We start from the raw sequence: 16,652 nt of genomic DNA, 5'->3' as shown, positions 1-16,652 counted from the left end.
CGGCGCCAGGTGTGAACCACCTCACACGTCACAAGTGAAGGGCAGCAAGAGCATGCGGATCGGCATCCTGACCGGCGGAGGCGACGTGCCGGGCCTCAACCCCTGCATCAAAGCGGTGGTCAACCGCGTCCACGACGAGGGCCACGAGGTCGTCGGCATCCGTCGGGGATGGGCGGGCCTGGTCACCACCGACCTCGACGACCCCGGGTCCGTCAAGGCCAACCTGCTGCCGCTGGACCCCAACCGGGTGAGGACCGTCGACCGCAGCGGCGGCACCTTCCTGCACAGCTCGCGCACCAACCCCGGCCGCATGCGCCGCAGCGAGGTGCCCGAATTCCTGGCCGACCAGGCCGTGGGTGAGGGGCCCTACGACTTCACCCCGCACGTGCTCAAGGTGCTCGAGCACGCGGGCATCGACGTGCTCATCCCGATCGGCGGCGACGACACCCTGTCCTACGGCCTGCGCATGCACAACGAGGGTGTGCCGACGATCGCCATCCCCAAGACGATGGACAACGACGTGCACGGCACCGACTACTGCATCGGCTTCTCGACGGCCATCACACGCGGTGTGCAGTTCATCCACAACCTGCGCACGTCCACCGGCTCCCACGAGCGCATCGCCGTGGTGGAGCTCTTCGGTCGCTACAGCGGGGAGACCTCCCTCATCACCGCATACCTGGCCGGTGTGGACCGCGCACTCATCTCGGAGGTGCCCTTCGACATCGACAAGGTGTGCGACCTGCTGGTCGGTGACAAGGCACGCAACCCCTCGTCCTACGCGATGCTGACGATCTCCGAGGGCGCCACCATCAAGGGCGGGGACATGATGCTCAGCGGTGAGGAGGACGCCTACGGCCACCGCAAGCTCGGCGGCATCGGGCAGCTGACCGGCGAGCTCATCAAGGAGCGCACCGGGCAGGACATCGTCTACCAGCAGGTCGGCTACCTGATGCGCTCGGGCAGCCCGGACTCGTTGGACCTCATGGTGGCCAGCAACTACGCCGTCATGGCCGCCGACCTGGCACTCGACGGCTCCACCGGCCGCATGGTCGCCCTGCGCAGCGGCACCTACACCAGCGTCCCGATCTCGGTCACCGGTGACGGAGTCAAGCGCGTCGACGTGGGCGAGCTCTACGACGCCGACAACTACCTTCCGAAGGTGCGCCACGTGCGCGGCAAGCCGATGTTCCTGTACTGACCGGCAGCAACTCGCCCCGGGCGGCCGGCACTGCGGCGCCGCGTCGCCCGGGTCCACGGTCAGCCGCTCCCCGCTGTGGGGTGCATAATGACAGTGATGCCAACTTTGCCTGCACGGCGGCGACATCTCGCCACGAGTCCCTTCCGGCCCGACCCCGAGCCGGTAATCGCCCAGTTCAGCTGCGCCGACCGGGTCAACCACGACTCGTACGGCATGGGCCGCGTCGTCGGGGTGGAGGCAGACGCGGTCACGGTCGACTTCGGCGCGCAGACGGTGCGTATCCCGAGCCCGTTCCACAAGCTGGCGATCCTGTAGCAGCGGAGGCCGTCGCGACGGGCGTGGTGAGCCATGCTCAGCCGGTGACCTCCGCGGCACGCACGTCGGGGCCCGCGTCGTCGAAGGCGGGGTGGTGGGAGCCCACGTTGCGCGCGGCTGCGAGGTGCCCACCCAGGTAGGCGCCGACTCCGGAGACGGTCACCCCGGCAAGTGCGAGGCCTGCACCGAGGTCATGCCTGCCCTTCCTGCGGGTGACCCACGACGCCGCATACGCGCCGATCGCGACGGCGTTGGCCGCCGCGTGCACGAGGCCCACCCGCTTGTCGCGCGTGTCCGCCGCCGACCACTCCGCCCACCCGGTCCACGCCGTGGGACCGACCGCCAGGAGCCCGGTGCCGACGAGCCTCTGGGCCGCCGGCGAGGACTCGCGCCCGCCGAAGATGTCCAGCACGGTGGCGGAGGTCCAGGTGCCGATGACGACGTCGGTGAGCACGGGGTGCAGGGCGTGACCCAGCCAGTCGCCGCGCAGCACCGCACCACGCGTCCCGCTGCCGAAGGCGGAGCGGATCGACGGCTCCAGCGCGTGGACGGGCCCGTCGAGGGCAGTGGCCTCCTCGAGCTGGCGCGTCCAGCGAACGATCGCGGGGGGCCGTTCGACCGAGCTCATGTGCTTCTCCTCACGGGTGTGGATGTTCTTTCCACCTTGGCACCCCCGGCTGCACCTCGCACCCCGGAGGCTCGAGGGCCGGGGGCGGAGCGGCCGGCTTCATGAGGGTCGATGCGGCGAGGTCATGAGCTGCTCGGTGATGCGGTCGGCCTCGGCCAGGAGCCACTGTTCCGCCCTGGGCAGCCGGTCCTTGACCCCGGCTTCCCACCACCGCCGGAAGACCGGGTCGGCGACGGCGGCTGCCCGCATCGTCACCGTGCTGTTGCGCGCCCGCTGCACGGCGAGGGGCACTACCTGTGCCCGCATGCCGGGCGGCATGTCGTAGGCGTCGGCGAACAGCCGGACGCGCTCAGCCACGTCGGCCTCGACCAGCGAGGGCGCACGGTCGAGGGGGTGCAGCAGCGGCACCCACCAGTGCAGCGCGTTGACCAGGTCAGCGACCCGCGTCGTGGGCCGGGCGAGGTCGAAGTCGATCAGCGCGGTGGGCCGGCCGCCCACAAAGACGACGTTGCCGGGGCAGTAGTCCTGGTGCGAGACCAGCTCCGGCTCCTCGAAGAGCGGGACGACACCGCGCGGCGGTTCTCCCGGAAGGGTCCCCCAGACGGCGTCGGGCGGAGGCACGAAGCCCGCCGATGCGTCGTGTAGCCGCCGGACCAGCACCGCGAGGTCGGCGAGCACGCGGTCCCCGGTGGCGTCGTCGGGGAGGGGCTCGGTCGGCACGTCACCCTCGACGAACGAGAGCACCTCCCGGCCCTGCTCGTCGTACCCGAGCGGCCTCGGCGCCGAACGGAAGCCGTGGGCGTGCAGGTGAGCCAGGTACACCTGGACGGTCGCGGTGAACGGACGCACCGGACGCCGGACGGTGGTCCCGACCCGGACCACGTGAGTCACGCCCTGCGTGCCCAGCGGCGTCGGCTCCTCCTCGGCGTCAGCCCCCACGTCTGAAGCCTAGGTCCGGGCGAGGCGCTCACCTCGCGGCCCTCGGACGCGCCGTCGGTGGCGAAGGACCAGCGTGACCGACGTCAGCGCCAACAGGCCGGCCATCACATAGGCACCGAAGACGTCGGAGGTCTCGCTCACCAGGACGAGCAGGCCCGCCACGCACTGCACGGCTCCCGCGACCAGGAAGGCGGGCTCCCCGTAGAGGTGCGAGAAGGGGAGGTAGTGAGCGCCGACGGCCACCATCGCGAGCGGGAAGAAGGCCCCGGGCACCACCGACGAGACCATCCACAACGCCAGGAGCATCACCGCCATGGTCGCTGCGGTCTGCATCGCCAGGCCTCGCATCGGATGTCCTGCCGGCAGGTCGACCTCACCGCTCACCAGCCGGTTGAGCGCGAGGTTGACCGGGAAGATGAGCGCGGCCCCGGCGAGGAAGAGGACCGCCGCACCCGCGCTCGTGCCGAAAAGGTCGGCGGTCACACCGGCTGCGAGCCAGATGAGCGCAGAGACGGCCGGGCCGCCCCAACCGCCTGAGTAGGTCCTGCGCACGTCGGCCTGTGCCTGCGCGATCTCCATCGTCGTGTGACCGTCCGTCCCATCGAAGTGTCCAGCCCGGCGGACCCAGGCCAGCCGGGCCGCGCTTACCCGACCGCCCTGGTCACCAGTGCGGCAACCCTCCCCTTGACGGCCGGGGTCAGCTGCGTGACGGCATACCCGGTGGGCCACATGACACCGTCGTCGAGCTGGGCGTTGTCGTTGAAGCCGAGCGTGCAGTAGCGGGTGCCGAACTTCCCGGCCGGTTGCACGAAGAGGAGCACCTTGCCGTCCCTGGCGTACGCGGGCATGCCGTACCACGTCCTCGGCTCCAGCTCGGGCGCAGTCTCGGTGATGAGCGTGTGCAGACCGGCGGCGACCTCCTGGTCGGCCGGAGGCATCTCGGCGATCTTGTCGAGGAGCGCCTGGAGGTCGGCCTCCTTCTTCCTGCCGCCCTTCTGCGCTCGGAGCTCAGCGGCGCGCTCCTTCATGGCCGCCTTCTCCTCGGCGGTGAAGCCGCCGGAGCTGTCCTGCTCGGTGGCGGGGGCCATCGGGTCACTCCTACTCGGGTATGCGGCGGAGCATCGCTCTCGGGTGCGGGCCGGGGTGCGCGACCGGTCCGCCCTCCACATCGTGGCACGGCTGCACTGCGCCCGCCTGCGGGTCCTCGGCCGCCATGGGGCCTCCTCGGGAGGGTGACCTCGTCGCCGGCCCTGCTGGAACGCGTGGAGACCTACGACGACACGGTCCCCCGCGCGACGGCCGCCGCCGAGGACGTCGGCCCGTTCACGCTGTTCGTCAGGACCGACCCGGGAGGGTGGGACCTCTACGCCCGTCCCCGGCCCGGTCTCGACGGGTCGATCAGCGCACGGGACGCCGAAAGAGTGCTCGACCGTCAGCGTGAGCCCGGTGTGGGGCGACAGCCGCACGGGTGGCCCGCGGTCGGTCTCAGCCTCTCAGCGGCGGCCGACGAACCATCGGCGGATGGCGTCGATGCGGGCCAGGACCTCCTCGGTGCTGGCGGTGGCCAGCTCCGGGCCACCGCAGGTGCGACGCAGCTCGGCGTGCACGACGGCATGGGGCTGGCCCGACTTGCGGGCGTAGGCCGAGACCAGCGTGTTGAGCTCCTTGCGCTGCTCAGCCAGGGCACGGTGGGTGGCCACCCGCTCGGCGACCTCGCGCCCCCCTCCGGAACGCTGCTGCTTGCGCTGCCGGTCGCGCAGCACATGGGCGACCTGGTCGGGCTCCAGCAGACCGGGCAGTCCGAGGTATGCCTCCTCGTCCTCGCTGCCCGGCAGGCCACCCATGCCGAACTGCTCCGCGTCGAAGAGCACGTGGTCGAACTCTGCGTCCGACTCCAGCGCCTCGAAGGCCGTCGTGGAGTCGAGGGCCTGCTCACCGGTCTGGGCCTGGCGCAGCAGCCCCTCCTCCGCGGACCACAGGTCGTCCTCGTCCCCGGGGCTCCGGGGCTTGTCGAGGGCGTGGTCGCGCTCGAGCTCCAGGTTGCCGGCGTGCTCGAGCACGGGTGGCACGCTGGGCAGGAAGATCGAGGCGGTCTCGCCACGGCGCCGGGCGCGCACGAAGCGGCCGATCGCCTGGGCGAAGAACAGCGGCGTCGAGGTCGACGTGGCGTAGACCCCGACGCACAGGCGGGGCACGTCGACCCCTTCGGAGACCATGCGCACCGCCACCATCCACCGGTTCGTGCCCTCGGCGAACTCCTCGATGCGACGGGAGGCCCCCGCGTCGTCGGACAGGACCACCGTCACCGGCTCGCCGCAGATCTCCTCCAGGCGACGCGCGTAGGACTTTGCGGCCCGGTGGTCGGTTGCGATCACCAGGCCCCCGGCGTCGTCCACGTGGCGGCGCACCTCACTGAGCCGCTTGTCGGCGGCCTGCAGCACCGAGGGCACCCACTGACCCGCCGGGTCCAGCGCGGTGCGCCAGGCCTGGGCCGTCACGTCCTTGGTCACGGGCTCACCGAGCCGAGCGTGGACCTCGTCGCCGGCGCGGGTGCGCCACCGCATGCTGCCGCCGTAGGCCAGGAAGAGCACCGGGCGCACCACACCGTCGCGCAGAGCCTCGGCGTAGCCGTAGGTGTAGTCGGCGCTGGAGCGCAGGACCCCCTGCTCGTCCATCTCGTAGCGCACGAAGGGGATGGCGGCGGTGTCGGAGCGGAACGGTGTGCCGGTCAGGGCCAGGCGCCGGGTCGCCGGCTCGAACGCCTCACGGATCGCCTCGCCCCACGACAGCGCGTCCCCACCGTGGTGGACCTCGTCGAGGATGACCAGGGTCCGGGCCGCCTCGGTGCGGGCACGGTGCAGCAGCGGCTTGCTGGCCACGCCCGCGTAGGTCACCGCCACGCCCTGGAACTCCCGCCCGTGGCGGCCCTGGGCGTTGGAGAAGCGCGGGTCGATCCGGATGCCGACCTTGGCGGCCGCGTCGGCCCACTGCGTGCGCAGGTGCTCGGTCGGCGCCACGACGGTCACCCGCTCGATCTCACCGCGGTCGAGCAGCTCGGTAGCCACCCGCAGCGCGAACGTCGTCTTGCCGGCCCCGGGGGTCGCGACGGCCAGGAAGTCACGCGGACGCTCGGCGAGGTAGGTCCTCAGGGCCTGGGCCTGCCAGGCGCGCAGCTTGCCGGCGGTGCCCCAGGCCGCCCGCTCCGGGTAGGCGGGCGAGAGGTGCGAGGCGGCAGTGGTGGACATCGTGGTGAAGGATAGGCAACTTCGCCGACCGACATGCCCGGGGCGCCGGTGAGGCACCCCACAGCCCTGCTCGTGTTATTACCCGCGAGAAGCCGGTGAGCAGCCGCTCGTGCGGCGAGCTCTCACTCGCCGCCGTCCTGCGGGGCGCGCAGGCCCTCGTAGATCTCCTTGCAGGTCGGGCACACCGGGAACTTCTTGGGGTCCCGGCCGGGCACCCAGACCTTGCCGCACAGGGCGGTCACGGGCTCCCCGGACATCGCGCTCTCGAGGATCTTCTCCTTGCGCACGTAGTGCGCGAGACGCTCGTGGTCGCCCGGCTCGCTGAGCTGCGGGTCCGTGCGGGTGTCCTCCCGCTCGAGCACCGCGGTGCGCGGAGTGGGCGCGCTCGGCGCCTCGGGGCTCTCGAGAGGCTGCTGGCTCATCGCGTGGATCGGCAGGTCCATGTGCCCACTGTATGCCGCCCGCCTGCGCGCGCCCGCTCAGTTGTGGTCGGGGTGGGAGGTGTAGGTCGTCAGCAGTGACAGGGTGTTGCGCTGACGCAGCAGGACGTGGCGCCACAGGCCCGAGGCGTCGGCCCAGAACGGGTCGCTGTCCTCACGCGACACGACATACCAGGCGCCCTCCTCGATCTCCGCCTCGAGCTGGCCGGGCGACCACCCGGCATACCCGACGAAGATGCGCACCGCGCTGACCTGGTGGGTGACGATCTCGGGCGGTGCATCCAGGTCGACCAGCCCGATCCCGTCCAGCGACATCTGCACGCCCACGACCGCCTCGTCCTCGCCGACCTCCGGCAGCATCGCCAGACCCATGGCGCTGTCCATCCCGACCGGACCGCCCTGGTAGAGCTGCGGCGGGGCGACCACGTGGTCCTGCCACTCGGGCAGCACCGCGACGACCTCGGCGTCCAGCGGCTTGTTGAGGATGAGGCCCTGGGCCCCCTCGCTGCTGTGGCCCAGGACCAGCACCACGGACCGGTCGAAGACGTCGCCGGTCTTGGGGGTCGCGACGAGGAGACGCCCCGCCAGGGACTCGCTCACGGTCGCCCCCCGGCCCGACGCATGCTCTGCATGACCACCACGCCCAGCACGATACCGACGAGGTCGGCCACCGTGTCCCACACGTCGGCCTGGCGGGTCGTCGTCGTCCACGCCTGCAAGGGCTCGCTCACGAGGGCGTGCACCACGAGCAGGCCCAGCGCCCAGCGGCTCCGCACCGCCGTGGCCACCGCTGCCGGCGCGGCGAAGACGGCCGCATGGACGAGCTTGTCCGCATGCGGGAACGGTGGCGGACCGGTGCCGGTGGTGAGGTAGAGGACCTGCACCTGCACCAGGAGGAGCAGCACGAACAGGCCCCACCCCGCGGCCCTGCTCACGTGATGGGCGGCCGCTCGGGTGCGGTGTGCCCCCCGCCCTCCGCGCGTGCCTCGGCCTCCACGGCGGCTGCCACGGCCTTGGTGGTCCGGGGGTTGAAGACGCTCGGGATGATGTAGGTGGGGTTGCGCTCGTCCTCGTGGACGACGTCGGACAGGGCCACCGCGGCGGCGAGGAGCATGTCGTCGGTCACCTGCTCGGTGCCGGAGTCGATCAGGCCGCGGAAGACCCCCGGGAAGACGAGCACGTTGTTGATCTGGTTGGCGAAGTCGCTGCGCCCCGTGGCCACGACGGTCGCGTGCCGGCTGGCCTCCGCGGGGTCGACCTCCGGCACCGGGTTGGCCATGGCGAAGACAATGGCGTCGGTGGCCATCGTCGCGATGTCGTCGCCGGTGAGGATGTTGCCCGCGGAGACCCCGATGAACACGTCGGAGCCGGCGAGAGCCTCCTTGAGCGAGCCGGTCACACCGTCGGGGTTGGTGTTCTGCGCGATCCAGGTCAGCGTCTCGTCCGCGGAGTCGACCAGGTCGGCCCGCTCCGGGTGCAGCACGCCGTTGATGTCGGCCACCACCAGGTGCACGGCACCGGCCTTGATGAGCAGCCGCAGGATGGCGGTGCCGGCCGCACCCGCACCGGAGAGGACGATGCGCACGTCCTTGATGTTCTTGCCGACCACCCGCAGCGCGTTGCGCAGCGCGGCGAGGGCCACGATCGCGGTGCCGTGCTGGTCGTCGTGGAAGACCGGGATGTCCAGCTCCTCGCGCAGCCGACGCTCGATGTAGAAGCAGCGGGGGGCCGAGATGTCCTCGAGGTTGATGCCCGCGAAGCCGGGTGAGATCGCCTTGACGATGGCGACGATCTGGTCGGCGTCGGTCGTGTCCAGGCAGATCGGGAAGGCGTCGATGTCGCCGAACCGCTTGAACAGCGCCGCCTTGCCCTCCATCACCGGCATGGCGGCCAGCGGGCCGATGTCGCCCAGGCCGAGCACCGCGGTGCCGTCGGTGACGACCGCGACGGTGTTGCGCTTGATGGTGAGCCTGCGGGCGTCGTCGGGGTTCTCGACGATGGCCTGGCAGATCTTGGCCACACCAGGGGTGTAGACGAGGGACAGGTCGTCACGGTTGCGGATCGGCAGCTTGGACTCCACGCTCAGCTTGCCGCCCAGGTGCACCAGGAAGGTGCGGTCGCTGACCTTGCCGATCTCGACCCCGTGCACCTCGCGCATCGCCGCCACGCACTCGTCGGCGTGCTCGCTGCCGAACGTGGCGATGGTCAGGTCGGCACGCAGCCGCTGCTGTCCCGACTCGGTGATGTCGACGGCCGTGACCATGCCCCCCGTCCGCTCGACGGCCCCGGTGATCTCGCTCACCGCGGTCACGCGCGCGGGGAGCTCGAGCCTGACGGTGATGGAGTTGGACACGGACGGCACTGGAGTCATGAGCGTCATTGTTGCGTATGCCGTGACGCCGGAGCGGGGAATCTTGCGGCGGTTCGGTAGGTTTGCCTTCCCATGAGCACCGTAGACCTGACCGCAGAGACCTTCGAGCAGACCGTCATGGACAACGACATCGTCCTGGTCGACTGGTGGGCCGAGTGGTGCGGCCCGTGCAAGCAGTTCGGTCCCATCTACAAGGACGCCTCCGAGCAGCACGACGACATCGTGTTCGGCAAGGTCGACACCGAGAGCGAGCAGCAGCTCGCAGCAGGCGCCAACATCACCTCCATCCCCACCGTGATGGCGTTCCGCCAGGGCATCCTCGTCTTCGCGCAGCCGGGGGCGCTGCCTGCCAACGCCCTGGAGTCCCTGATCACGCAGGTGAAGGAGCTGGACATGGAGGACGTCCGCCGCCAGATCGCCGAGCAGGAGGCCGCGGGGGCTCAGGGCAGTGGTTCGTGAGGCGTGACCTCACCTGGGTCATCGCCCTGGCGGCTGCCCTCTGGGGCACCTCGGCGCTGCTGAGGGAGCCGCTGGCCCGGGGCCTGGACGCCCCGACCATCGTGTTCGCGGAGCACCTGGTGCTCCTGCTCTTCGTCAGCCCTTGGCTGGTGGGCGCGGTGCGCGCCTGGGCCGCCTCCCCCGCCCGGGTGCGGGCCGCCGCCGTCATCATCGGGGCCGGGTCCTCGGCGCTGGCGACGACGCTCTTCACCGCTGCCTTTGCCTTCGGTGACCCCGTCACCCCTCAGATCCTGCAGAAGCTGCAGCCCCTGGTCGCCATGGTGCTGGCGGCGGTCGTGCTGGGTGAGCGGCTGCGACCCGTGTTCGCCGTCTTCGCCGTCCCTGCCCTGGCGGGGGCCTGGCTGCTCTCCTTCGCCGACCCTCTCGACGTGCGCATCGGCGACCTGCAGGCCGCGGCGCTGGCCCTGGGTGCGGCGGTCCTGTGGGCCGGCGGCACCGTGCTGGGCCGCCTCGTCGACGGTCACATCGGTCCGCGGCACACCCTCGTGCTGCGCTTCGCCTTCGGGCTGCCGGCCGCCGCGGTGATCGTGGCGGTCACGGGGTCGGACTGGACGATGCCTGCCTCCGACGTGCCCACGCTCGTGATGCTCGCGCTCATCCCCGGTCTGCTGGCACTGACCCTGTACTACGTGGGTCTGCGCCGCACTGCCGCCTCCCGGGCGACGCTGGCCGAGCTGATGTTCCCGGTGACCGCGGCCGTGGTCGGCGTGACCCTGCTGGACGCCACGCTCACCCCCAGCCGATGGCTCGGCATGGCGGTCGTCGTGGCCAGCGTCACGGCACTGGCCTGGCACGAGAGCCGTGGCCGCAGGCCCGCGGTGCAGACCCCGGAGGCCCCGCAGCAGGTCGACGCGGTGGGCAGGGTCGCCGGCTGAGAGACCGAGCACGTCATCGACGCGGTAGCGCCCCGGGGGCCGATGAGCGTTGCCTGCTGTGGCGGGCTGGGTGACAGTCAGCCGGGATGGTCCGTGAGGGTCAGAAGGTGAGGACGGTGTCTGCCTCGACGGTCCACGCAGCCAGCTCTGGCATGGAGGAGCGGGGTGCCCCGTCGATGAGGTCTGCCTCGATGAGTCCGCGGGCGTCGAGGCAGGTTCCGCAGCAGGCGACCTGGCCGCCGTGGCGGATGAAGCCCTTCAGCATGCGGTCCAGGGTGTAGTAGCCGTCGGGGGTCTTCTGGCCGGCGATCGCACAGGTGACGGCGTCGCCCATGAGGAAGACCTGGACCTGGGTGTCCTCGCGCTTGCTCAGCGCGACGGCGAGGCGGACGGCGTTGAAGGTCTCGTCGGCTCCGTAGGCGGGTCCGTTGATGACGAGCAGGATCTTCTTCATGGGGTGCTCCTTCGGGCGGCTCCTCGTGGGGTCAGGCGGCGTCGGTCTGGACCGGGAGCCCGGCCAGTCGCCATTCCAGAAGCCCGTCGGCGGCGCGGCGGGCGTGGTGTCCGTGGGCCGTGAGCAGGCGGACGGCGTCGTGGGCCAGGACGCAGTAGCGGCCTCGACAGTAGGCGATGATCTCCTGGTCCGCGGGCAGCTCGGCCAGTCGGGCGGCGAGGTCCTGCAAGGGGATGTGGAGAGCGCCGGGCAGGTGGCCCGCGGCGTACTCGACCTCGGGGCGCACGTCCAGGACGACCGTGTCTCCGCGCTCGAGGCGGGCGCGCAGCTCGTCGGTGCCCACGGCCTGGGTGTCCTCGGGTCCGAGGTAGGCCTGGCGTGCGTGCTCGGTCTGCGGGCGGTGGGTCTGGGCGACGGTGCGGAGATGGTCCCAGAGCTCGGCGACGTCCTCCCCGGTCAGGGAGTAGTAGATCCGTTTGCCCTCGCGGCGGGTCTGCACCAGCCCGGCCTCGCGTAGGGTCTGGAGGTGGGCGGAGCAGGTGCTCATGCCCAGGCCGGCTTCGGCGGCCAGGTGCTCCACGCTGCGTGGTCCCTGGGCGAGCAGGTCCACCAGCTCCAGTCGCGCGGGGTGGCCCAGGGCCTTCGCGACAGCGGCGAACTGGGTGAAGAGTGCGTGCTTGGTGGAGCGGTCACTCACGGGCGGGCTCCTGGGGGGGTGGTGTCAGCGGGGCGGTGGTGGGTCTCGTACATGCGGACGGCCACGACCAGCGCAGAGACCAGGGTGACGGCGGCGGAGACCCACACGGCGGCCCGAAGGCTCCACAGGTCGGCGACCACGCCGCCCATGACCGCACCGACGGCGTAGCCCAGGTCCCGCCAGACCCGGTAGACGCCGACGGCCCGGCCCCGCCAGTCCGGGTGGGCCACGTCCCCGATCGCGGCGAGCAGGGTGGGGTAGACCATGGCGGTCCCCGCGCCCAGCAGCACCGTGCCGACCGCCCACACGGTGAAGGTCCCACCGAGCGCGATGACGACCAGCGCAGCCACCTGGGTGAGCATGCCGGTGGTGATCAGGTGCTTGCGGCCCCACCGGTCCGACAGGGCCCCGGTGAACAGCTGCCCCACGCCCCACACGCCGGGGTAGAGCGCGAACAGCACCCCGATCTGGTCCACCCGCAGCCCGGAGCCGGCGAACAGCAGCGGGAACAGACCCCAGGACAGGCCGAAGTTGAGGTTGTTGACCAGGCCGGCCTGGCTAGCCGAGGACAGCGCCGGCTCCCGGTAGCTGGTCTGGGCGAACACCTCGCGGCTGCTCAGCGCACCGTGCAGGTGGTCGTGCCGGCCGTCGGCGCGGGGGGTATGCGCCGCCGCCTCGACCCTGGCGTGGCCGCGGGTCTCCTTGACCACCAGCGTGGACAGGCCCAGCGCCAGCGCGGTGTAGGCCAGTCCGAGCAGGAACGGCGCCGGGCGCAGGCCGTACTCGGCGGCCAGGTAGCCGGCGGCCATCGAGGTCACCGCGACCGCGCCGTACCCGGCGGCCTCGTTCAGGCCCATCGCCAGGCCCCGCTGGCGGGGTCCGACCAGGTCGATCTTCATGATGACGGTGGTCGACCACGTCAGCCCCTGGTTGATGCCCAGCAGCACGTTGGCCGCGATCACCCAGCCCCAGCTCGGAGCCCACATCAGCAGCAGCGGCACGGGGATGGCGAACAGCCACCCGGCGATCAGGACCGGCTTGCGGCCGTAGCGGTCGGACCAGGTCCCGGCGACGTAGTTGGCCGCCGCCTTGGTGATCCCGAAGGCGGTCACGTAGGTGAAGATGAACGTGTAGCCGGTCAGGCCGAACTCGTCCTCGGCCAGCAGCGGCAGCACCGTCTGCTGCTGCCCGACCATGCCGCCGACCAGCGCGTTGACCGCCACGAGGATCGCGAACTGTGCCGCGTTCGCCCGCAGCCCCAGACTCACCGGTCGTCCGGTGCCGGGAGCACCCCTCGTGCTCACGCCCCCACCTCCACCGACCCGCCGGTGGCCTCGGCCCAGTCCTGGGGGCCGCCCTGCAGGACCGTGACGTCGGATGCCCCGGCACGGGCGAGCAGGCTGGCCCCGCCCATCGCCCGCTCCCCGTGCCCGCACATGACGACGGTGGGACCCGCAGGCAGGTCGACCGCGGGCGGGGCCAGGGACCCGAGCTCGATGTTGGCCGCTCCCGGCACGTGCCCGGTCTGGAACTCCTGGCGCTGGCGCACGTCGACGACCGTGCGTCCGCTCAGCGCCCCGGGATCCACCAGAGGGATCGCGGCCGTGGCCGACCCGGCCGTGGTCCAGGCGCCCAGGCCACCGTCGAGCTCACCGACGATGAGGTCGTGGCCGATCTTGCGGGCCTGCCACAGGACCTCCCCCGGGTCCTCGTCGCGGACGATGACCAGGGGCCGGTCGTGCTCGGTGAGCCACCCCAGCCAGGTGGCGAACACCGGCCGCAGCGGGATCGACACCGACCCGGGCACGTGCGCGGCGGCGAAGTCGGCGACAGGTCGCACGTCCACCACCAGGGCGCCCTCGGTCAGCAGCTGCTGGACCTGGGCGGTCGGCAGCGCTGCCAGCCGGTCGTCCTCGCCGACCAGCGGCGGTCCCTGCCGGTTGGTCTCGCCCAGGCGCAGGAAGTAGGGCGGGAAGGTGCCCAGGGAGTCCAGCAGCGCCCGGACGAAGGTGTCCTCGTCCTCCGCGCGCAGCAGCGCGTTGGTGGCACGCTCAGTCCCGATGGTCGAGGTGCGCTGGCTCCCGGGAGGGGCCGAGCAGAACGACCCCGCCCCGTGCGTCGGCCAGACGCTGACGTCGTCGTCCATCCCCGCCAGACGCTGCAGGGACCGGTACTGCGCCCTGGCCAGCTCCTCGGTGCGCTCCGGGGCGACCAGGTCGGTCCGTGCGGCCGAGCCCACGATCAGGGACCCACCGGTGAAGACGCCCTCCGTCGTGGGGCCGTCGAGCAGCTCGAACGCCACGTGCTCGTGGGTGTGGCCCGGCGTGGACAGGGCACGCAGCCGCAGGCCGCCGAGGTCCACCTCGTCCTCGTCGGCCACCGCGAGGTGGGGGTACTGCCGGTCTCCGGCCGCCGAGCCGATGATCTGCGCCCCGTCGGTCCGGGACAGCTGGACCGCGCCGGTCAGGAAGTCCGCGTGCAGGTGGGTGTCCGCCGCATACGCCACCCGGAGTTCCCTGGTGGCGGCGACCTGCCGCAGCGTGCGCAGGTCGCGGCTGACGTCGACCGCCAGCGCCCGCCCGTCGCCCAGCTCGACCAGGTATGCGGAGTTGCCGAGGCCCTCGTCGACCAGCGGGACAACATTCAGGTCAGTCACGGTCCTACCTCCAGACGTCGGAGCACGACCAGAACGCTACAACATTTCGCGTAACTATGAAGTGTTAGTCCCGACACGGTCCACCGCATCGGCGATGGCCCGTGCTGCGGCGTCGACCTCTGCCGCCGTGGCCCAGCGACCCAGACGGAGCCGAAGCGCACCCAGGGCCCGGTCGGTGCTGCTCCCCATCGCCTGCAGGACCGGGGAGGGGCGGTCGTGCCCGGCGTGGCAGGCCGACCCGGCCGACGCCGCGACCGTGTCCAGGTGGGAGCACGCTGAGGGCCCGTGCGCCGTCGATGCTCACGTTCAGCGTGTTCGGCAGGCGCTGCTTGCGGTGGCCGTTGAGGTGCACCCGTCCGGGCAGCAGGACACGCAGGCGATCCTCGAACCGGTCCCGATGCCCGGTCAGCCGAGCGGTCTCCCCTCGTCCCGGTGCGTCCACGGCCAGGTCCGCGGCCCGGCCCATCCCTACCGCGAACGCGACGTTCTCGGTCCCCGACCGCAGACCACGTTCCTGACCGCCACCGCGGACCACCGGATGCATGGCCACGCCGTCGCGCACGTACGGCACGCCGACGCGACACGCTCCCGGGCGTCTTCCAACGCCTCCCGGGCCGCCACCCCACCGGCATACGAGCTGGACGGTTTGCCGAAGCCCGTCGAGAGCCACGGCAGCACCGCGTCCAGCACCGAAGGATCCACCGGGGTCGTGGCGTTGTAGTCCAGGTACACGACCCCACCACTGTCGGCAGGGTCCGCCGAAACGCTCACCAACCAGGCCTCCCCCATGCTCACGACCCTCTACCGCGGGGGGGGATGCGCCGCGTCAGGTCGTCCTCCGCCTGGTGCCTACGGGCAAGTCACGTCGGCAACCCGGCTGCCTCCAGGCACCACTCCCCGGTGCGCGGCCGGGATGTCTCCGGCCCCGCCGAAGGGTTGAGTGCACATGAGACACCTGCCGCACGGGTCCGCGCCGACCAGGATCACCGACATCGTCTTCCCCGGGGCGTTGGGCACAGCGCTCGCGGCGACCCTGGAGCTCCCAGCGGGGCGACCTCGCGCTTTCGCGGTCTTCGCCCACTGCTTCACCTGCACCAGCGAGTCTCGCGCGGCCTCGCGGATCTCCGGGGCCCTGGCCGGCCTGGGGCATGCAGTGCTGCGATTCGACTTCACCGGTCTGGGGCGTTCCGGCGGCGACTTCTCCCATACCTCCTTCACCACCAACGTCGACGACCTGGTCGCCGCTGCCGACTGGCTGGCGGACACCTGGGGACCTGCGTCCCTCCTCGTTGGGCACTCACTGGGGGGCGCCGCCGTCATCGCCGCCGAGGCGCGCATCCCGTCCGTGCAGGCTGTGGCGACCCTGGGCGCTCCGGCCGATACGGCCCATGTGACGCGCCTGCTGAGCGGCGGGATACCTGACGAGGACAGCCTGCTCACAGTCGACATCGGCGGTCGACCCTTCACAGTGAGCCGGCAGTTCCTGGACGATGTCGCGACGCAGCCACAGGCTGCCCGCCTGCGGGCGCTGCGCGGTGCGCTGCTGGTGCTGCACTCCCCCGACGACGACGTTGTCGGGGTGGAGAACGCGAGGACGATCTTCGACCAGGCACGGCACCCCAAGTCCTTCGTCAGTCTCGACGGAGCCGACCACCTGCTCTCCCGCCGGGAGGACTCGCACTTCGCCGCCTCGATGATCGCCGCCTGGGCGCATCGGCACCTGCCTCTGGTCGGCGGGGATGCGACCGGGAAGGGGCAGCTGGTCGCGGACGACGCGCCGAGCCCGCTGGTGACGGTTCGAGAGCAAAGCGAGCAGGGCATGGTGCATGTGGCGAGCATCGGTCGGCACTCGTGGCTGATCGACGAGCCGGTGTCGGCTGGTGGTGAGGACCTGGGCGGTACGCCTTATGACGTCCTGCTGTCGGCACTGGGTGCGTGCACCTCCATGACGATGCGCATGTATGCGCACAGGAAGGGCTGGGAGTACTCGCCGGCCACTGTGACGTTGAGGCACCGGCGCGTCCACGCCATGGACTGCGCCACCTGTGAGACCACGCAGGGGATGGTCGACCAGATCGACCGAGAGATCACGCTCGATCCCCGGCTCAGCGCGGAGCAGCAAGAGGCGCTGCTCGCCATCGCCGACAAATGCCCGGTGCACCGCACCCTCAGCCGAGAGGTCGTCGTCATGACACAGCTGGCAGGCGAGACCTCCCAACCGCAACCAGGACCCGATACGGCCGTCGACCTCGCTGCCTCGTGACCCCCGGACACCCCGACCCGGCCCCGGCTGTCCGGGTGAGGCTCGTCAC

At 71.5% G+C, this 16,652-nt stretch carries 19 protein-coding genes; 5 read left to right on the top strand and 14 right to left on the bottom strand.

Annotated elements, in window-relative coordinates; all coding sequences use genetic code 11:
- The first annotated feature begins 52 nt into the window (after positions 1-52).
- Positions 53-1,201, top strand: coding sequence for a 6-phosphofructokinase (locus tag LVO85_RS06875; RefSeq protein WP_232746659.1), 1,149 nt, complete (start codon positions 53-55; stop codon positions 1,199-1,201).
- A gap of 96 nt (positions 1,202-1,297) precedes the next feature.
- Positions 1,298-1,516 (top strand): hypothetical protein, encoded by a 219-nt coding sequence (locus LVO85_RS06870; protein ID WP_232746658.1) that lies wholly within the window; start codon positions 1,298-1,300, stop codon positions 1,514-1,516.
- Positions 1,517-1,553: 37 nt separating this feature from the next.
- On the opposite strand, the gene LVO85_RS06865 is transcribed toward LVO85_RS06870, so the two are convergent.
- The 9 genes from LVO85_RS06865 to LVO85_RS06825 all read right to left on the bottom strand — a co-directional run bounded on the left by LVO85_RS06865 (position 1,554) and on the right by LVO85_RS06825 (position 9,139).
- Positions 1,554-2,144, bottom strand: a complete 591-nt coding sequence (locus LVO85_RS06865) for a DUF2231 domain-containing protein (protein WP_232746657.1) — start codon at positions 2,142-2,144, stop codon at positions 1,554-1,556.
- 99 nt (positions 2,145-2,243) lie between these two features.
- Complete coding sequence (locus LVO85_RS06860; protein WP_232746656.1) at positions 2,244-3,083, bottom strand: phosphotransferase enzyme family protein; 840 nt, start codon at positions 3,081-3,083, stop codon at positions 2,244-2,246.
- A gap of 9 nt (positions 3,084-3,092) precedes the next feature.
- Complete coding sequence (locus LVO85_RS06855; RefSeq protein ID WP_232746655.1) at positions 3,093-3,662, bottom strand: DUF7010 family protein; 570 nt, start codon at positions 3,660-3,662, stop codon at positions 3,093-3,095.
- 65 nt (positions 3,663-3,727) lie between these two features.
- Positions 3,728-4,171, bottom strand: a complete 444-nt coding sequence (locus LVO85_RS06850; RefSeq protein WP_232746654.1) for an iron chaperone — start codon at positions 4,169-4,171, stop codon at positions 3,728-3,730.
- A gap of 405 nt (positions 4,172-4,576) precedes the next feature.
- Positions 4,577-6,328, bottom strand: coding sequence for a DEAD/DEAH box helicase (locus tag LVO85_RS06845; RefSeq protein ID WP_232746653.1), 1,752 nt, complete (start codon positions 6,326-6,328; stop codon positions 4,577-4,579).
- Positions 6,329-6,450: 122 nt separating this feature from the next.
- On the bottom strand, positions 6,451-6,750 hold the full coding sequence (locus LVO85_RS06840) for a DUF3039 domain-containing protein (RefSeq protein WP_232746855.1): 300 nt from the start codon (positions 6,748-6,750) through the stop codon (positions 6,451-6,453).
- 57 nt (positions 6,751-6,807) lie between these two features.
- Positions 6,808-7,368: a YqgE/AlgH family protein gene (locus LVO85_RS06835; RefSeq protein WP_232746652.1), complete on the bottom strand. Its 561-nt coding sequence runs from the start codon at positions 7,366-7,368 to the stop codon at positions 6,808-6,810.
- Positions 7,365-7,703, bottom strand: coding sequence for a VanZ family protein (locus LVO85_RS06830; RefSeq protein ID WP_232746651.1), 339 nt, complete (start codon positions 7,701-7,703; stop codon positions 7,365-7,367). The genes LVO85_RS06835 and LVO85_RS06830 overlap by 4 nt, the downstream gene beginning before the upstream one ends.
- Positions 7,700-9,139: an NAD-dependent malic enzyme gene (locus tag LVO85_RS06825; RefSeq protein WP_232746650.1), complete on the bottom strand. Its 1,440-nt coding sequence runs from the start codon at positions 9,137-9,139 to the stop codon at positions 7,700-7,702. Before LVO85_RS06825 ends, LVO85_RS06830 begins: the two co-directional genes overlap by 4 nt.
- A 72-nt stretch (positions 9,140-9,211) precedes the next feature.
- On the opposite strand from LVO85_RS06825, the gene trxA reads away from it, so the two are divergent.
- Positions 9,212-9,598, top strand: a complete 387-nt coding sequence (trxA, locus tag LVO85_RS06820; protein ID WP_232746649.1) for a thioredoxin — start codon at positions 9,212-9,214, stop codon at positions 9,596-9,598.
- Positions 9,595-10,533 (top strand): DMT family transporter, encoded by a 939-nt coding sequence (locus LVO85_RS06815; protein WP_232746648.1) that lies wholly within the window; start codon positions 9,595-9,597, stop codon positions 10,531-10,533. The genes trxA and LVO85_RS06815 overlap by 4 nt, the downstream gene beginning before the upstream one ends.
- 100 nt (positions 10,534-10,633) lie before the next feature.
- Here LVO85_RS06815 and LVO85_RS06810 read toward each other — a convergent pair whose 3' ends face one another.
- From LVO85_RS06810 to LVO85_RS17180, 5 genes are all read right to left on the bottom strand, one after another.
- A complete protein-coding gene (locus tag LVO85_RS06810) occupies positions 10,634-10,987 on the bottom strand; it encodes a DsrE/DsrF/TusD sulfur relay family protein (protein ID WP_232746647.1) in 354 nt (117 codons plus the stop codon).
- A 31-nt stretch (positions 10,988-11,018) separates the two neighbouring features.
- Positions 11,019-11,684 carry an ArsR/SmtB family transcription factor gene (locus tag LVO85_RS16985; protein ID WP_232746646.1) on the bottom strand — a complete coding sequence of 222 codons (666 nt, stop codon included), beginning with the start codon at positions 11,682-11,684 and terminating at the stop codon, positions 11,019-11,021.
- Positions 11,681-12,988, bottom strand: coding sequence for an MFS transporter (locus tag LVO85_RS06800; RefSeq protein WP_232746645.1), 1,308 nt, complete (start codon positions 12,986-12,988; stop codon positions 11,681-11,683). Before LVO85_RS06800 ends, LVO85_RS16985 begins: the two co-directional genes overlap by 4 nt.
- The gene (locus tag LVO85_RS06795; protein ID WP_232746644.1) at positions 12,985-14,340 is read right to left on the bottom strand and encodes an MBL fold metallo-hydrolase; all 1,356 of its coding nucleotides are present in this window, start codon (positions 14,338-14,340) and stop codon (positions 12,985-12,987) included. The genes LVO85_RS06800 and LVO85_RS06795 overlap by 4 nt, the downstream gene beginning before the upstream one ends.
- Positions 14,341-14,808: 468 nt before the next feature.
- Complete coding sequence (locus LVO85_RS17180) at positions 14,809-15,129, bottom strand: aminotransferase class V-fold PLP-dependent enzyme (RefSeq protein ID WP_408637675.1); 321 nt, start codon at positions 15,127-15,129, stop codon at positions 14,809-14,811.
- Between the two features lie 157 nt (positions 15,130-15,286).
- Between LVO85_RS17180 and LVO85_RS06790 the strand changes: the two genes are divergently transcribed.
- Positions 15,287-16,603, top strand: coding sequence for a bifunctional alpha/beta hydrolase/OsmC family protein (locus tag LVO85_RS06790; protein ID WP_232746643.1), 1,317 nt, complete (start codon positions 15,287-15,289; stop codon positions 16,601-16,603).
- The last annotated feature ends 49 nt before the right edge of the window (positions 16,604-16,652 follow it).

Source organism: Ornithinimicrobium sediminis, from assembly GCF_021272345.1.
In the GTDB taxonomy this organism is placed as follows: Bacteria; Actinomycetota; Actinomycetes; order Actinomycetales; family Dermatophilaceae; genus Ornithinicoccus; species Ornithinicoccus sediminis_B.
Note: the sequence above shows the minus strand (reverse complement) of the source record. Positions and strands in the feature narration are given on the sequence as shown.

Coding starts and splice junctions, on each gene's coding strand:
- LVO85_RS06875 (WP_232746659.1), top strand. CDS start 53: ATGCGGATCGGCATCCTGACCGGCGGAGGCGACGTGCCGGGCCTCAAC.
- LVO85_RS06870 (WP_232746658.1), top strand. CDS start 1,298: ATGCCAACTTTGCCTGCACGGCGGCGACATCTCGCCACGAGTCCCTTC.
- LVO85_RS06865 (WP_232746657.1), bottom strand. CDS start 2,144: ATGAGCTCGGTCGAACGGCCCCCCGCGATCGTTCGCTGGACGCGCCAG.
- LVO85_RS06855 (WP_232746655.1), bottom strand. CDS start 3,662: ATGGAGATCGCGCAGGCACAGGCCGACGTGCGCAGGACCTACTCAGGC.
- LVO85_RS06850 (WP_232746654.1), bottom strand. CDS start 4,171: ATGGCCCCCGCCACCGAGCAGGACAGCTCCGGCGGCTTCACCGCCGAG.
- LVO85_RS06845 (WP_232746653.1), bottom strand. CDS start 6,328: ATGTCCACCACTGCCGCCTCGCACCTCTCGCCCGCCTACCCGGAGCGG.
- LVO85_RS06840 (WP_232746855.1), bottom strand. CDS start 6,750: ATGAGCCAGCAGCCTCTCGAGAGCCCCGAGGCGCCGAGCGCGCCCACT.
- LVO85_RS06825 (WP_232746650.1), bottom strand. CDS start 9,139: ATGACTCCAGTGCCGTCCGTGTCCAACTCCATCACCGTCAGGCTCGAG.
- trxA (WP_232746649.1), top strand. CDS start 9,212: ATGAGCACCGTAGACCTGACCGCAGAGACCTTCGAGCAGACCGTCATG.
- LVO85_RS06810 (WP_232746647.1), bottom strand. CDS start 10,987: ATGAAGAAGATCCTGCTCGTCATCAACGGACCCGCCTACGGAGCCGAC.
- LVO85_RS17180 (WP_408637675.1), bottom strand. CDS start 15,129: ATGGGGGAGGCCTGGTTGGTGAGCGTTTCGGCGGACCCTGCCGACAGT.
- LVO85_RS06790 (WP_232746643.1), top strand. CDS start 15,287: ATGAGACACCTGCCGCACGGGTCCGCGCCGACCAGGATCACCGACATC.